Annotated in this window: 13 protein-coding genes and 1 riboswitch; of the genes, 7 read left to right on the top strand and 6 right to left on the bottom strand. The window is 75.0% G+C overall.

Annotation, left to right across the window (positions count from 1 at the left end):
• Window positions 1-2: 2 nt before the first annotated feature.
• Window positions 3-2,852, top strand: coding sequence for an ATP-binding protein (locus ASF47_RS12185; protein ID WP_162242276.1), 2,850 nt, complete (start codon window positions 3-5; stop codon window positions 2,850-2,852).
• 15 nt (window positions 2,853-2,867) lie between these two features.
• Here the strand turns inward: ASF47_RS12185 and leuA are convergent, their stop codons facing one another.
• On the bottom strand, window positions 2,868-4,619 hold the full coding sequence (gene leuA, locus ASF47_RS12180) for a 2-isopropylmalate synthase (protein ID WP_056864219.1): 1,752 nt from the start codon (window positions 4,617-4,619) through the stop codon (window positions 2,868-2,870).
• Window positions 4,620-4,923: 304 nt separating this feature from the next.
• Between leuA and ASF47_RS21460 the strand changes: the two genes are divergently transcribed.
• Complete coding sequence (locus ASF47_RS21460) at window positions 4,924-5,553, top strand: helix-turn-helix transcriptional regulator (protein WP_162242275.1); 630 nt, start codon at window positions 4,924-4,926, stop codon at window positions 5,551-5,553.
• Here ASF47_RS21460 and ASF47_RS12170 read toward each other — a convergent pair.
• A complete protein-coding gene (locus ASF47_RS12170; RefSeq protein WP_156697869.1) occupies window positions 5,550-6,479 on the bottom strand; it encodes a LysR family transcriptional regulator in 930 nt (309 codons plus the stop codon). The two genes, ASF47_RS21460 and ASF47_RS12170, sit on opposite strands and share 4 nt — an antisense overlap.
• 70 nt (window positions 6,480-6,549) lie before the next feature.
• Here ASF47_RS12170 and ASF47_RS12165 point away from each other — a divergent pair, with 70 nt between their 5' ends.
• The 3 genes from ASF47_RS12165 (at window position 6,550) to ASF47_RS12155 (ending at window position 8,856) form a co-directional block, all read left to right on the top strand.
• Window positions 6,550-7,041 carry an NAD(P)H-dependent oxidoreductase gene (locus tag ASF47_RS12165; protein ID WP_056864630.1) on the top strand — a complete coding sequence of 164 codons (492 nt, stop codon included), beginning with the start codon at window positions 6,550-6,552 and terminating at the stop codon, window positions 7,039-7,041.
• Window positions 7,042-7,141: 100 nt separating this feature from the next.
• Complete coding sequence (locus tag ASF47_RS12160) at window positions 7,142-7,996, top strand: septum formation family protein (RefSeq protein WP_235558729.1); 855 nt, start codon at window positions 7,142-7,144, stop codon at window positions 7,994-7,996.
• Window positions 7,993-8,856, top strand: coding sequence for a septum formation family protein (locus ASF47_RS12155; protein ID WP_235558728.1), 864 nt, complete (start codon window positions 7,993-7,995; stop codon window positions 8,854-8,856). The genes ASF47_RS12160 and ASF47_RS12155 overlap by 4 nt, the downstream gene beginning before the upstream one ends.
• 33 nt (window positions 8,857-8,889) lie before the next feature.
• Here ASF47_RS12155 and era read toward each other — a convergent pair whose 3' ends face one another.
• From era to ASF47_RS12135, 4 genes are read right to left on the bottom strand one after another with little or no spacing between them, the layout of a single operon-like run.
• Window positions 8,890-9,900, bottom strand: a complete 1,011-nt coding sequence (era, locus tag ASF47_RS12150) for a GTPase Era (protein ID WP_082500245.1) — start codon at window positions 9,898-9,900, stop codon at window positions 8,890-8,892.
• Window positions 9,893-10,696, bottom strand: a complete 804-nt coding sequence (locus ASF47_RS12145; RefSeq protein ID WP_056864216.1) for a siderophore-interacting protein — start codon at window positions 10,694-10,696, stop codon at window positions 9,893-9,895. The genes era and ASF47_RS12145 overlap by 8 nt, the downstream gene beginning before the upstream one ends.
• 13 nt (window positions 10,697-10,709) lie before the next feature.
• Window positions 10,710-11,993, bottom strand: a complete 1,284-nt coding sequence (locus ASF47_RS12140) for a class I SAM-dependent methyltransferase (RefSeq protein ID WP_056864215.1) — start codon at window positions 11,991-11,993, stop codon at window positions 10,710-10,712.
• On the bottom strand, window positions 11,990-13,366 hold the full coding sequence (locus tag ASF47_RS12135) for an FAD-binding oxidoreductase (RefSeq protein WP_056864214.1): 1,377 nt from the start codon (window positions 13,364-13,366) through the stop codon (window positions 11,990-11,992). The genes ASF47_RS12140 and ASF47_RS12135 overlap by 4 nt, the downstream gene beginning before the upstream one ends.
• 68 nt (window positions 13,367-13,434) lie before the next feature.
• Window positions 13,435-13,530: riboswitch (TPP riboswitch) on the top strand.
• Between ASF47_RS12135 and thiE the strand changes: the two genes are divergently transcribed.
• Window positions 13,521-14,237: a thiamine phosphate synthase gene (gene thiE, locus ASF47_RS12130; protein ID WP_200919054.1), complete on the top strand. Its 717-nt coding sequence runs from the start codon at window positions 13,521-13,523 to the stop codon at window positions 14,235-14,237. (Overlaps the previous riboswitch by 10 nt.)
• The gene (gene thiD / locus ASF47_RS12125; RefSeq protein WP_200919052.1) at window positions 14,234-15,142 is read left to right on the top strand and encodes a bifunctional hydroxymethylpyrimidine kinase/phosphomethylpyrimidine kinase; all 909 of its coding nucleotides are present in this window, start codon (window positions 14,234-14,236) and stop codon (window positions 15,140-15,142) included. The genes thiE and thiD overlap by 4 nt, the downstream gene beginning before the upstream one ends.
• The last annotated feature ends 18 nt before the right edge of the window (window positions 15,143-15,160 follow it).

Genomic DNA, 15,160 nt, shown 5'->3' with positions numbered 1-15,160 from the left:
CCATGAGCGAGCACGGCGGTCGACCCCTGACCCTGAGGGCGTCGGTCCTGCTGCTCGTGGCGACCTACGCCGCAGCCGTCGGGGCGGTCGAGCTCGCCCCCGCCGACCGCCCGGTGGCGGCGTGGTGGCCGGCCGCCGGCATCGCGGTCGTGCTGGTCGCCTGCGCACGTCCAGGCCGACTGGCCGTGCCGCTGACGGTGGCCGCGCTCGTGGTGGTGACCGCGGCCGCCAACGTGACCGGGGGCCGTCCACTCGACGTCGCCACCGCCTTCGGCGCCGCCAACGCCGCCGAGGCCCTCGTCGCGGGCCTCGTGCTGCGCCTGGGACGGGGCCGGGCGGGCGGGACCCCCGGGCTCGCGGGGGCCGACGACTTCGTGCGGCTGGTGCTCGCCGCCCTGGCCGGCGGGGCCACGGTGGCGGCGGGTGCCGCCCTCACGGTGGCCACGCTGGTGCCGGGCGGCTCCCCGGGCGAGGCCGCGGTCTCGGTGCTCGCCGCCCACGCCGCCTCGACCCTCGTGATCGCCCCGATCGCGCTCGCGGCGACGACGCGTCGCCGTCCGCGGGGGCGCAGCGAGGAGCTGGCGGTGCACGTGGCGGCGCTGCTGGTCGCCACGCTGGTCGTCTTCTCCCCCGCCCAGTCGCTGCCGCTGGCCTTCGTGCCCTTCGTGCTGCTGGCCTGGGCCGGCCTGCGCTTCGACCTCCGCACGGTCACCGTGGAGCTGGCCGGCTTCGCGGTGCTGACGACCTACGTCACCGACCTCGGGTGGGGGCCGCTCGGCAACGCCGCCGACGCGGCCGCCCTCGGTGGCCTCGCCGCGGCGACGCTCACCCAGGGCTACCTCGTCTGCGCCGTGCTCATCACCCTGCCCCTGGCCATCGTCGTCGCCCAGCGCGCCGACCTCCTCGAGCGGATCCGCTCCGACGGCCTGCTCTTCCGGCGCAACTTCACCGAGTCGCTGCTCGGCCAGGTGCTGCTGCGCGCCGAGGGCGCCGACCTGGTCGTCGTCGACATCAACGACGCCGCCGCGGCCGTGCTCGGCGCGGGCCGCGAGAGCCTGCTCGGTCGTGACCTGGGCGGGCTGCTGGTCACCCCCCAGTCGTTGCCCGACCTCGTCGTGGGGCTGAGCACCGGGCGCATCCGCAGCTGGCAGTCCACCGTGGGGGTGACCGGTCGCGAGGGAGCGCGGGTCGACGTCGCCCTGGGGGTGATCGACCGCGAGCTCGACGGGGGGCTGGTCTACTCCGCCCAGCTGCTCGACGTCTCCCGCGAGCACAGCGCCCGGCGCCAGCTCGAGGCCGCGCAGAAGCTCACCAGCGCCACCCTCGACACCACCGACGCGCTCATCCTGGTCACCGACCTCAGCGGCCGCGTGGTGCGCGTCAACGCGGCCACCACGCGGGCCACCGGCTACGGCGAGACCGAGCTGCTCGGCCGCCTCGTCGGGGAGACCGGCCTGGCTCCCGACAGCGGCGACCTCGACGCCCTCTTCGTGTGGCCCAACCGCTCCGGCGCCCCGGTGGTGCGCGAGGGCGAGGCCCTGACCCGCAGCGGCGAGCGGCGCCGCATCGTGTGGAGCAGCAACGTCGTGCGCGACGAGCACGGCTTCCCGGCCTTCGGGGTGATGACCGGCATCGACGTCACCACCGAGCGCGCCAGTGCGGGGCTGGTCAGCCACCTCATGCGGGCCCCGATCGGCACCGCACTGCTGGGCCTGAGCCCCGAGGGCTGCATCGAGGTGGTCAACACCGGCGCCGTGCAGCTGCTGGGCCACCAGCCCCACGAGGTGGTCGGTCGCCGCTTCGTGGACCTGCTCGACCGCGAGCAGCTGCTGGCCCGCACCGGCACCACCGACCTGCGGGCCGCCTTCGCCGCCCTGGTGGCGGAGGCCGGTGACGGGGAGACCCGCGCCCGCGAGTGGACCTTCGTCGGGGGCGACGGCAGCCCCCGGGTGATCTCGGTGACCCTGAGCGCGACCGACCCCTCGCTGTCGACCGGCGTCGGCTACCTCTGCGTGGGGCGCGACGTCACGCAGCAGCGCCGCAGCCAGGACATGCTGGCCGCGGCGCTCGACAAGGAGCGCACGGCCGTCGAGCGGCTGCGCGCCCTCGACGAGGCCAAGACCGAGTTCGTCTCCACGGTGTCGCACGAGCTGCGCACCCCCATCACCAGCATCGTCGGCTTCACCGAGATGCTGCAGGACGGCTCCGTCGTCGAGCCGCTGCCCGAGCAGCTGCGCCTCTTCGAGACCATCGCGCGCAACGGCGAGCGCCTCATCGCCCTGTGCAACGACCTGCTCATGCTCAGCGGCCTCGACAGCGACGACGTGACCTGGCGCAGCGAGGAGGTCGACCTGGCCGCCTGCCTGGGCCTGGTCGAGGACTCCGTGCAGCCGCTGCTGGCCGGGCGCGACCTCACGGTCACCTTCGAGACCCCGACGGGCCCGCTGCACGTGCTGGGCGACCGTCCGCAGCTCGAGCGCGTGATGGTCAACCTCGTCAGCAACGCGATGAAGTTCACCGAGGACGGCGGCGTCGTGCGCGCCCGGCTCTGCCAGGAGGGCGACGAGGCGGTGCTCAGCGTCACCGACACCGGTCTCGGGATCCCGCTCGACGAGCAGGAGGACCTCTTCAAGCGCTTCTTCCGCAGCTCCACCGCCCACACCGAGGCGATCCAGGGCACCGGGCTGGGCCTGGCCATCGTGGCCGCGATCGTCGAGGCCCACGGTGGTCGGATCCGGGTCCGCTCGGCCCACCTGGAGGGTGCCACCTTCACGGTGCGGCTGCCGCTCCTGCACAGCGGTGGCCCGAACCGCCCCGTGGGCGACCCGGGCCACCGGCCGGTGCCGGCCTGACTCGGCCGGCCTGACTCAGCCGGCGCGGTTGACGGCGCTCACCACGGCCTGCAGGGAGGCCGTGACGATGTTGGCGTCCACGCCGACGCCCCAGTAGATGCGGTCGCGCACCGAGCACTCGACGTACGCCGCGGCCAGCGAGTCGCCACCGGCGGTCAGCGCGTGCTCGGCGTAGTCGAGGATCCGCACGTCCCAGTCCTGCGGGAGCGCGTTGATGGCGTCGCAGAAGGCCGAGAGCGGGCCGTTGCCGGTGCCGTGCAGCGACTGGGCCTGCCCGTCGACGAAGACGTTCACGTCGAGGGCGTCCTTCTCCCCGGCCGCGGAGCTGGTGTGCACCGCGTCGAGGCGCAGCGGGGCCTCCCGGTCGAGGTACTCCGCGCGGAAGACCGCCCAGATCTCGTCGGGCGTGATCTCGCCGCCCTCGGCGTCGGTGCGCTCCTGGACCACGCGGCTGAACTCGATCTGCGCGCGGCGGGGCAGGTCGAGCTTGTGCTCGGCCTTGAGCACGTAGGCCACCCCGCCCTTGCCGGACTGGCTGTTGACCCGGATCACGGCCTCGTAGGTGCGACCGACGTCCTTGGGGTCGATGGGCAGGTAGGGCGCCTCCCAGCGGATCTCCCCGACGGGGTGGCCCTGCTCGGCGGCCTGGCGGTCGAGGTCCTCCAGGCCCTTCTTGATGGCGTCCTGGTGCGACCCGGAGAAGGCGGTGTAGACGAGGTCGCCGGCGTAGGGGTGGCGCGGGTGCACCGGCAGCTGGGTGCAGTACTCCACCGTGCGGCGCACCTCGTCGATGCCGCCGCCGACGGCGAAGTCGATCTGGGGATCGATGCCCTGGCTGAAGAGGTTCATCCCCAGGGTCACCAGGCACACGTTGCCGGTGCGCTCGCCGTGGCCGAAGAGACAGCCCTCGACGCGGTCGGCACCGGCCATCAGCGCCAGCTCGGTGGCCGCCACCGCCGTGCCCCGGTCGTTGTGCGGGTGCAGCGAGATGGCGCTCACCTCGCGCCGGGTCAGGCCGCGCGAGAAGTACTCGATCTGGTCGGCGTAGGTGTTGGGCGTCGACATCTCGACGGTCGCCGGCAGGTTGAGGATGATCTCGCGGCCCGGCTCGGGCTGCCACACGTCGGAGACCGCCTCGCACACCGACAGGGCGAAGTCGGTCTCGGACTGGGTGAAGATCTCCGGGGAGTACTGGTAGCCGAACTCCTCGATGGCCCGGCCCAGGTGCTGCTCGGCGTACTTCATCACCAGCTCGGTGCCGCGCACCGCGATGCTGGTGCACTCCTGCGGCGTCACCCCGAACACGACGCGACGGAACAGCGGGGCGGTGGCGTTGTAGAGGTGCACGGTGGCGCGGTCGGCGCCCACCAGCGACTCCACGGTGCGCTCGATGAGGTCCTCCCTGGCCTGGGTCAGCACCGAGATGCGGACGTCGTCGGGGATGCGGTCGCCCTCCACCAGCTGGCGCACGAAGTCGAAGTCGGTCTGGCTCGCCGACGGGAAGCCGACCTCGATCTCCTTGTAGCCCATGCGCACCAGCAGGTCGAACATCTCCAACTTGCGCGCCGGGGTCATCGGGTCGATCAGCGCCTGGTTGCCGTCGCGCAGGTCGGTCGAGAGCCACCGCGGGGCGTGGGTGATCTTGCGGGTGGGCCAGGTGCGGTCGGGCAGGTCGACGGGCTGGAACGCCTCGTAGCGGTGCACCGGCATGCCGCTGGGGCGCTGGGCGTTGTGGGTGTTGCTCAGGTCGATCCGGGTGCTGCTCATGGTCAGGTCCTCGCTGGGTGGGGCCGTGGGCGGCCGGCGCGCACTGGTGCACTCCGCAGCGAGGGGGTCCGGCTCTGGCTCAGACCTCGCTGCGGCAGCGAAGGAGGAGGAGCAGCTGTCGCGTCATGAGGCGACCACCATAGCCCAGCCCCGGGCGGGCCCGCGCTGGCACGGGCGTCGTCCCACCCCTCGGGCCGTTCGTCGGCCCGGCCGGCACCCACGGGCGGGTTCACGAAAATTTCACCCCTCCGGGCGAGGCGTCCCCATGTCACTCGTGTCGTGCTCACGATTAGGTTCCCGTTCCGTGACCGCACCACCTCCTGCTCCGTCCCGCGCGCGACCGCCGCTGCGCGTCGGGGTGCTGGCGGAGTCGGAGCTGGTGGCCGCGGGGCTGGTCGGGATGCTCGCGCCCTACCGTCACCGTGTCGTGGTCGACCTCCTGCCCGACGAGGTCCTCGAGGAGCCGAGGGCCCTGGCCGGCGTCGACCTCGTGCTGTGCGACCCCTTCACCCCCGGTCCGGGCCACGAGGCCCGGCTCCTGGCCTGGCTCGCGCACGCCCCCGGGGTCCCGGTGCTCGTCCACACCTGGCAGACCCACGCCTCGGCGGTCGAGCGCGCGCTGGACGCGGGCGCCGACGGCTGGGTCGCCAAGACCGCCCCGGCGGCCGAGCTCGTGGTCGCGGTGGAGGCGGTCCACCGCGGCGAGGCCGTGCCGGCCCAGGCGGGTCCACCGGCCTTCCCGGGCCTGTCGGGCCGCGAGTCGGAGGTGCTCGTCCTCCTGTGCCGGGGGCTGTCCAACAGCGAGATCGCCGAGGCCCTCTTCGTGAGCGTCAACTCGGTGAAGACCTACGTCCGCCAGGTCTACGCCAAGACCGGGGTCAGCCGCCGCACGCAGGCCGTGGCCTGGGCGCACCGCCAGGGCTGGACCGGCTAGCGCCGGGCCTCGCCCGGGCCGGCGGCGATGGCCAGCAGGTCCCTCACCGGCCCCGCCGGCGGTCGCGAGCTGCCCTGCCAGACCGCGGTCAGCACCCGGTGGAGGTCCAGCCCGGTGGTGGCGACCTCGACCACGTCGCCCGCCTCCACGTCGCGGCGCACCGCCCAGCGGCTGAGGAAGGCCGGCGGGCTGCCCGCACGCACGGCGGCCAGCACCGCGGCGTTGGTGGTCAGCTCCACCTCCGGCGCCGACGCCACGTGCCCCGCCGCGGCCAGGGCGTCCTCCAGCACGCGGCGGGTGCCGGAGCCCGGCTCGCGGGTGGTCAGCGCCCGCGCCGCGACCCCGGCGGCCGGCAGCGGGGTGCGCCGGCTCGCCCACGGGTCGTCGGGCGCCGCCACCAGCACCAGCTCGTCGGTGCCCACCGGCCGCGTGGCCAGCCCGTGGAGGTCGACCGGCCCCTCCACGAAGCCGAGCCCGGCGCTGCCGTCGCGCACCGCGGCGACCACGGTCTCGGAGTTGGTGGCGTGCAGGCTGACCGCCACCGGCGCGGCCGTCCCGGCCGCGCGCTGCTGGCGCAGCCGCACGAGCCAGCGCGGGAGCAGGAACTCCGCGGTGGTCATGCTGGCGTAGACGTGGAGCTCCCGCGCGCCCTCCGAGCGCAGGGTCCGCAGCGCGAGGTCGAGCTCGTCGGCCCGGTCGAGCAGGTCCTGGCTCCACTCCACGAGCAGGCGACCGTGGGCGGTGAGGGTCGAGCCGCTGGTGGAGCGCTGCACCAGCGAGAGCCCGGTCTGCGTCTCGACCGCCCGCAGCCGCTCCGACGCGCTCTGCTGGGAGATCCCCACCGCGCGTCCGGCCGCGCCGATGCTGCCCAGCCGGGCCACGTCGACGAGCAGCCGCAGCGCCGGCAGGTCGGGGAGGGAGCTCACGGGCAGCACGCTAGTGCCCGCGGCGCTGCCGCACCCCCGCAGCGCGGTGACCGGCCGCTACGGTCGGCCCATGAGCCGGCTCCTCCTCGTGCACCACGCCCCCACCGCCGTCGTCGCGGAGCTGGCCGACCGGGTCGAGGCCGGGGCCCACGACGAGGAGGTCACCGGCGTCGAGGTGGTCGTGCGCGACGCGCTGTCGGCGGGCCCCGAGGACGTGCTCGCCGCCGACGGCCTCGTGCTCGGCACCCCGGCCAACTTCGGCTACATGTCGGGAGCGCTCAAGCACTTCTTCGACTCCGTCTTCCTGGAGGTCGGCGGCTCGCTGTCCGACGACGGCTCCGCCGCCTCCGGCGCGGGCGCCAGCACGCCCTTCGGGCTGTGGGTGCACGGGCGCTACGACACCACCGGCGCGACCCGGTCGGTGCTCACGATCACCGGGGCGCTGCCGTGGCGGCAGGCGGCCGCTGTGCTGGAGGTGGTCGGCGACGTCGACCGACGGGCCCGCGACGCGGCCTACGAGCTCGGCGCCACGCTGGCCGCCCTGGTGTCGCCCGACGCCTGAGCCACTCCCGCCCCTCGCCGGCGCCCCCACCGGTAGCATCCCGGTGTCCGCCCCACCACCCGGCGTCGCGCCGGGCCGAGACCAGCACCGGAGGAGCGCGTTGCCCCACGCACCGCTGCCCCACGCCTCGCTGGTCCCCCGACGGCGCCCGCTCCCCGTGCCCACCGCCGTGCTGGCCGCCCTCGCCCTCGCCGCGCTGCTGAGCGCCTGCAGCGGGGGCGCCCAGGCCGACCCCGAGGTCGACCCCGCCCAGGTCGACGCCGTCGAGGCGCCCGAGCTGGGCGCGTGCCGCGTGCTCACCCCCGACGACGTCGCGCAGCCCTCCGACGCCACGCGCACCGTCGATTGCTCCGAGCCGCACACCGCCCAGACCTACGCCGTGGGCCCGCTGCCCGACGAGCTCTCCGACGCCGCCTACGACGACCCGCGCCTGGGTGCCTTCGCCTACGACACCTGCTCGGCCCAGCAGATGGCCTTCCTCGGCGCCGACGAGAGCACCGTCATGCGCACCGTGGTGGCGTGGGCGTGGTTCCGCCCGTCGGAGGCCGCCTGGGACGAGGGCGCGCGGTGGTACCGGTGCGACCTGGTCGGCGGCAGCGAGCAGAGCGAGGAGTACGTCGAGCTCCCCGAGACCGCCGAGGGTCTGCTGACCGGACGCGTCGACGACCGGTGGCTGGTCTGCGCCGACGGCGCGACCGTCGCCGGGTCGCCGCGGGTGCCGTGCAGCGAGCCCCACACCTGGCGGGCCGTCACCACCATCAAGCTCGGCGAGGCCGGCGACCCCTATCCCGGCGACCGGCTCTCCGAGGTCCGATCCCGCGACTTCTGCTCGGAGTCGGTGGGGGCGTGGCTGGGCTACCCGCCCACCTACGAGTACGGCTACACCTACTTCCACGAGGCCGAGTGGGACGGCGGCAACCGCCGCTCGGTGTGCTGGGCGAGGACCGACCGGTGACCCGCGCGCGCCGCCTGCGCACCCGTCTGGGCGCCCTCGCCCTCGTGCTCCCGCTCCTCGCCGCGTGCAGCGGCGGGTCCGGCGAGCCGCAGCCGTCGTCCTCCTCGACACCGTCGGGCTCCGGGTCGGCCTCGGTGAGCCCCACCCCGACCGCTCCGCCGACGGCCGAGCCGGTGGCGCGGCCCGCGGAGGGCGCCTGCTACCGCCTGTCGTACGCCGCGGCCCTGGCGCCGACCGTCGACGCCCGCCCGGTGGACTGCGGGGACGACACGGCGCGCACCTTCGCCGTCGGCACCGTCGACGCGCTCGCGGGGGGCCACCTGCTGGCCATCGACTCCGACCGGGTCCAGGCCGCCGTGGCGCGCACCTGCCCCGAGCGCCTGGCCGGCTTCCTCGGCGGCACGCAGGCCGACCGCCGGCTGAGCATGCTGCGCGCGGTGTGGTTCACCCCCACCGTGGAGGAGTCCGACGCCGGCGCCGACTGGTACCGCTGCGACGTCATCGCGCTGGCCGCCGACGAGCGGCTCGCCCCGCTCACCGGGGTCCTCGCGGGCGTGCTGGACACCGAGGCCGGTCGCGCGCGCTACGGCGTGTGCGGCACCGCCGAGCCGGGCACCGCCGGTTTCTCCCGCGTCGTGTGCTCGCGCCCGCACTCCTGGCGGGCGATCTCGGTGGTCGACCTCGGCACCGGCGCCTACCCGGGGGTCGACACCGTGCGCACCCGGGGGGAGGCGCCGTGCGAGGACGCCGGGCGCGACGCCGCGGCCGACCCGCTCAGCTTCCGCTGGGGCTACGAGTGGCCCACCGCCGAGCAGTGGGCCGACGGGCAGACCTACGGCCTGTGCTGGGTGCCGGACTGACCGGTCCGACGGACCGGCTCCGCGGCGGTGGGCTCAGAAGCCGAGCCGGCGCAGCTGGCGGGGGTCGCGCTGCCAGTCCTTGGCGATCTTGACGCGCAGGTCGAGGTAGACCGGGGTGCCGAGCAGCGCCTCGATCTGCACGCGGGCGTCGGAGCCGACCTTGCGCAGGCGCGAGCCCTTGTGGCCGATCATGATCCCCTTCTGCGAGTCGCGCTCCACGAAGACCGACGCGTGGATGTCGAGCAGCGGGCGGTCCTCGGGGCGGTCCTCGCGCAGCCCCATCTCCTCGACCACGACGGCGATGGAGTGCGGCAGCTCGTCGCGCACCCCCTCGAGGGCGGCCTCGCGGATCAGCTCGGCCACGATCGCCTCCTCGGGGGCGTCGCTGAGCTCGCCGTCGGGGTAGAGCTGCGGGCCGGTCGGCAGCAGCGCGACGAGCAGGTCCTGGAGCAGCTCGACCTGGTCGCCGGCCTGGGCCGAGACCGGCACGATCTCGGCCCACTCGATGCCGGTCTCGGCGCCGAGCGCGGCGATGTCGAGCAGGTGCTGACCGATCTGCTCGGGCGTGGCGAGGTCGGTCTTGGTGGCGATGGCGACCTTGGTCGTGCGACGCACCTTGGCCATCTCGGCGACGATGAAACGGTCCCCGGGCCCGATCTTCTCGTTGGCGGGGAAGCAGACGGCGACGACGTCGACCTCGGCCAGCGTGGTCTTGACCAGGTCGTTGAGCCGCTCGCCGAGCAGAGTGCGGGGGCGGTGCAGCCCCGGGGTGTCGACCAGCACGAGCTGAGAGTCGGGGCGGTGCACGATGCCACGCACCACCGTGCGGGTGGTCTGGGGCTTGGAGGAGGTGATGACCACCTTCGAGCCCACCAGCGCGTTGGTCAGCGTGGACTTGCCGGCGTTGGGCCGGCCCACGAAGGAGGCGAAGCCGCTGCGGAAGCCGGCGCTCCCGTCGGCGCCGCCGCCCGCGCGGTGGTCGTCGAGGCGCTCGCCGGACGTGCGGCCCGACCTGCTGCCGGGGGTCGTGGGGGTCTCACTCATGTCGCGCCTCGTCATAGTCGGCCCAGATCTGCTCGTCGGTCTTGCCCGCTGCCTTGCCGGCCCGCCAGATGGGGCCGGGGTCGACAGCGCGCGGCTGACGGGTGGCGCCTCCGCGCCAGTAGCCCATCACGTCGTAGGCCGTGCTGGGCAGCGACCGCTCGCGCATCAGGTGCTTGCGGATCGCCCGCATCTGCGAGGACTCCCCCGCCATCCAGAAGTATCCCTCGTCGGCGGGCCAGTCCAGCTCCTCGACGACCTCGGCCAGCCGGGAGCGGCCCTCGCCGGGCTGCGGCAGCCAGGTCACGTCGGGGCCCTCGGGCAGGTAGCCGGTCGGCACCTCGGGCACCTCGACCCAGATCCGGGTCGGCACCGCGGCCCTCGCGCCGTCGGCCCGGGTGGTCGTCTGGGCGATGCGGGCCATGGCCGGCAGGGCGGTGAGGTCGCCGACCAGCATCAGCCAGGCCGCTCCCGCCGGCATGGCGAAGGAGCCCTTGGGCTCGGTGACCGTCACGGTCTCCCCCACCAGCTCCTCGGCCGGCCGGGCCGCCCACTCGGCGACCAGGCCGACGTCGTGCACGACGACGTCGAGCACGAGCTCGGTGCCGTCCCAGGAGCGCACCGTGTAGTAGCGGCTCTGGAACTGGCCCGGCACCACGAGGCCCACCCACTCGTCGGGCACCCCGGTCGAGACGAACCCGGCCAGACCGGGCCCGCCGAGGACCAGGCGCACGAGGTGGTCGCTGCGCTGCTCGCGACGCAGCACCACGGCGGCGTACTGCTGGGCGCGGGTGCTCACCGGACGAGGTTAGTCACCAGGTGGGCCGCAGCGGCAATCCGTCGGAGCCGTCCTCGCCGGTGCGCACCGCGAGCACCTGGTGCAGCTGGATCTCGTTGCGCTCGAAGCCGAGCCGCGAGCCGGCCATGTAGAGCCCCCACACCCGGGCCGTGCCCTCGCCGACCTCGGCCACGCACTCGTCCCAGTGCTCGACGAGGTTGGCGCACCAGTCGCGCAGGGTCATCGCGTAGTGGCGGCGCAGGTTCTCCTCGTGCACGACCTCCAGCCCCGCGTCCTGGGCGGTGGCGATGATCGTGCCCGACCCGGTGAGCTCGCCGTCGGGGAAGACGTAGCGGTCGATGAACGCCCCGGTCTCGGTGACCGCGTTGTCGTGGCGGGTGATGCAGTGGTTGAGCAGCCGGCCCTCGGGGCGCAGCCGCTCGCGCAGGAAGGAGAAGTACGCCGGGTAGTTGCGCACGCCGACGTGCTCGAGCAGGCCGATCGAGCTGACCGCGTCGAAGTCGGTCTCGAGCACCTCGCGGTAGTCGCTGTGGCGCACCTCGGCGAGGTCGCCCAGGCCGTCGCGGTCGATGGCCTCCTTGGCCCACGACGCCTGCTCGCGCGACAGCGTCACGCCGAGCGCCTTCACGCCGTACTCCCGCGCGGCGTGGCGCACCATGCCTCCCCAGCCACAGCCCACGTCGAGCAGGCGCTGTCCCGGCTTGAGGTCGAGCTTGCGGCACACGAGGTCGAACTTCTCGGCCTGCGCCTCCTCCAGCGAGGCGTCGGCGTCGGGGTAGACGGCGCAGGTGTAGGCCATCGAGGGGCCCAGCACGTGGCGGTAGAAGGCGTTGGAGACGTCGTAGTGGTGGCTGATGACCTCGGCGTCGCGCGTCAGGGAGTGGCGCAGGCCCTCCACGGCGCGTCGCCAGCGCGGCAGGTGCTCCTGCGGCGGGGGCGGCGGCGGCTTGAGGTGCCCCAGGCCGAGCCCGCGCACGAGGGTCACGAGCTCGCCGGGGGTGGGCTTGCGGAAGCGCAGGTGGTTCTGCAGGAGCCGCATGACGGCGTAGGGGTCGCCGGGGTGCACGCCGTGCACGACCAGGTCGCCGGAGACGTAGGCGCGCGCCATGCCCAGGTCGCCGGGCGCGGTGAGCAGGTACGACAGCCCGCGCGGGGTGCGCAGCTCGAGGCCGAGCTCGGCGTCGGGCGGGCCCGCGACGGAGCCGTCGTAGGCCCGGAACCGCACCGGCATGCCGTCGCGCAGCAGGGTCTCGACCGCCTGGCCGATGGTGAGGGTGGATGTCGTGGGGCCGGTCACTGCCTGCGCACCGCCTTGTCGTAGAGGTGGGTGAGTCTGTCGTCGGGGTCGACGCGGGCCTTGACGGCGGCCAGGTGCGCCCCGTCGTAGAGCCGGTCGAAGGTCTCGCGGTCGTAGAAGGCCTCGGAGTAGAGGGACTTGTGCCCGCCGAGGCGGTGCACCTCGGCCTCGATGGCGCGGTTGGTCGGGCCGTCGTCGGCGTCGTCGCCGACGTGCACGGTGCCCCAGAAGCCGACGTTGACGTAGGTCTCGCCCGGCTCGAGGGGGTAGGTGGGCCAGCGCCCGCCGCCGCTGGTGCCGCGGGAGACCAGCGGGCACAGCCACACCGGGCGCATGCCGACCTCGTCGTCGAACCACGCCAGGAAGTCGGGCAGCCGCTCGACGGGCACCTCGACGTCCTGCACCACCCGCTCGCGGCGCGGTCGGCCCGCGCGGGCGTCGAGGCGGTCGACCAGGCCGAGGCGCTGGTCGAGGCCGACGAGGCGGTGGTAGACGTCGGAGCGACGCCAGCGCCGCGGCCACAGGCGTCGCACGACGGGGCGCTGCACCCCGAAGGCCCCCGAGCACCAGAACCAGTCGGTGTCCCAGCGCCAGAGGTAGTCCTCGGTGGTCAGCACGTCGTGCTCGCGCTGCTGCAGGGAGCGGTAGAAGACCTGCTGGCCGGTGTAGTCCGACGCGGGCCCGCCGGGTCGGTCGGTGAAGGTGGCCAGCGTGAGGTAGAGCTCGTCGGGGGAGAACGCGACCCCGTCGAGGCCGTCGACACGCACCCCGTCGTGCTCCCCCGACCCGACCACGGCCGCGATCCCCGCCGCCAGCTCCTTCGCGTTGGCGAAGCGCACGTGGCGCAGGGCCACGAAGGACGGCACCGCGACCAGCGAGATCCGCAGCCGCGTGGCGTAGCCCAGCGAGCCGTAGGAGTTGGGGAAGGTGTCGAAGAGGTCCTCGCCGGGTCGGGTCGTGACGATCTCGCCGGCGCCGGTGAGCACGTCCATCTCCAGCACCGACTCGTGGGGCAGCCCGTGGCGGAAGCTCGTCGACTCCACGCCCAGCCCGGTGACCGCGCCACCGAGGGTGATGGTGCGCAGCTGCGGCACCACCTCGGGCACGAGCCCGTGGGCCAGCGTGGCCGCCACCAGGTCCTCGTAGGTGCACATGCCCTGCACCTCGGCGGTGCGCCGCCCGGGGTCGACCTCGATCACGCCGGTCAGGCCCGACACGTCGAGGCCCGGCGACGTGGTCGCGGCGCGGGGCCGGAACAGGTTCGAGGTGCGCTTGGCCAGCCGCACGGGGGCGTCGGGCGCCAGCTCCGCGTACGACGTCAACAGGCGGGCGACCGCCTCCTCATGCTGTCTCCAAGCACCGCTCTCAGCCACTCGCCGCACGTTACTCCCGGGTCGTGTCGCCCAGGTGTCGGGTCCGTGTCGCCCCCCGTCGTACGGTGGCGGACGACACGGGGTGCCCGCCGACGCGGGCTGAGAGCAGACCCGTCGAACCTGATCTAGCTCGCACTAGCGAAGGGATGTCGCCGTGGACCAGCCACGCCCGATCCAGCCGGACCCGACCCGGCCCGACCCGATCCGGCCCGACCCCGCCCGGTGGCGCCCCGGCGGCGTCATGCTGGTCGCCGACACCGGTGCCTGCCGGCCGCGGGGCGTGGTGGCCACGGTGGCCGCCGCCCTCGACGGCGGGATGCGCTGGGTGCAGCTGCGCGCCAAGACCGAGCCGGACGGCGAAGTGCTCGAGCTGCTGGGCGAGGTGGCCGAGCTGTGCCGCGACCGGGCGCGCCTGGTGGTCGACGACCGCGTCGACGTGCTGCTCGCCGCGCGGGCCCGCGGCCTCGCGGTCGACGGCGTGCACGTGGGCCGGCGCGACCTGCCCGTCGACCTCGTACGCCGCCTCGTCGGCCCCGACGCGCTGGTCGGGCTGACCACCCCCACCCCGGCGCTGGCCGCCCGCGCGGGCGACCTGCCGCCCGGCACGGTCGACTACCTCGGGGTCGGCGCCTACCGCGCGAGCACCACCAAGGCCGACCACCCGCCGGTGACCGGCGCGACCGGCCTCGCCGCCGTCGTGGCCGCGGCCGGGCGGCTGCCCTGCGTGGCGATCGGTGGCATCGTCGCGGGCGACCTCGCCGCGGTGCGGGGTGCGGGCGCGGCGGGGGCCGCCGTCGTCGCGGCCGTCTGCGCCGCCCCCGACCCGCGCCTCGCCGCCGCGGCCCTCGTCACCGCCTGGGGCGCCCCGTGAGCCGCCCCGTCACCACCGCGGGGCGCCGGGCACGACCGGACCTGCGCGCCAGGGACCTGCCCCGCGTGCTCAGCATCGCCGGGAGCGACCCCAGCGGCGGCGCCGGCGTGCAGGCCGACCTCAAGAGCATCGCCGCCCACGGCGGCTACGGCATGGCCGCCCTCAGCGCCCTCACCGCGCAGAACACCCACGGGGTGCGCGCCGTGCACGTGCCCCCGCCGTCCTTCCTGCGCGCCCAGCTCGACGCGGTCTCCGACGACATCGTCGTCGACGCGGTCAAGGTGGGCATGCTGGCCCGCGCCGACGTGGTAGGCGAGGTCGCGGCGTGGCTCGGGCGGACGGCGCCGCCGCTGGTGGTGCTCGACCCCGTGATGGTCTCCACCAGCGGCCACCGCCTCCTCGACGCCGACGCCGAGGCCGCGGTGCGCGACCTGTGCGCCGGCGCCGACCTGCTGACGCCCAACCTCGCCGAGCTGGCGGTGCTGGTCGACCGGCCCGCGGCACCCGACTGGTCGGGAGCGCTCGCGCAGGCGGCCGAGCTGTCGGCGCGCACCGGCGCGGTCGTGCTGGCCAAGGGAGGACACCTGGCGCGCAGCGCCTCCGACCGCGGCGGGGAGGCCGGCTGTCCCGACGCCCTCGTGGACGCCGCCGCGGCGCCGGTGGTGCCGGGCGGCCTGCTCGAGCTGCCGGGACGGCGGCTGGCGAGCACCGGCACCCACGGCACGGGCTGCTCGCTGTCGGCGGCGATGGCCACCCTGCTGGCCCGCACCGCCGACTGGGCCGGCTCGGCGCGCACGGCCAAGGCCTGGCTCCGCGGCGCCATCGAGCACGGACCGGAGCTCGAGGTCGGCACGGGCCACGGGCCCGTGCACCACCTGCACGCGTTGTGGGCCGCGGCCCGGTGACCCCGGCCCCCGGCGCGG

The sequence above is a fragment of the Nocardioides sp. Leaf285 genome, from assembly GCF_001422955.1.
GTDB classification, from domain to species: Bacteria; Actinomycetota; Actinomycetes; order Propionibacteriales; family Nocardioidaceae; genus Nocardioides; species Nocardioides kribbensis.
The sequence above is the reverse complement of the archived record's forward strand: the minus strand, read 5'-3'. Positions and strand labels throughout refer to the sequence as shown.

Bases quoted from the DNA above. Each gene is read 5' to 3' on its own strand.
- ASF47_RS12185 (WP_162242276.1), top strand. From the start codon at position 3: ATGAGCGAGCACGGCGGTCGACCCCTGACCCTGAGGGCGTCGGTCCTG.
- leuA (WP_056864219.1), bottom strand. From the start codon at position 4,619: ATGAGCAGCACCCGGATCGACCTGAGCAACACCCACAACGCCCAGCGC.
- ASF47_RS12165 (WP_056864630.1), top strand. From the start codon at position 6,550: ATGAGCCGGCTCCTCCTCGTGCACCACGCCCCCACCGCCGTCGTCGCG.
- era (WP_082500245.1), bottom strand. From the start codon at position 9,900: ATGAGTGAGACCCCCACGACCCCCGGCAGCAGGTCGGGCCGCACGTCC.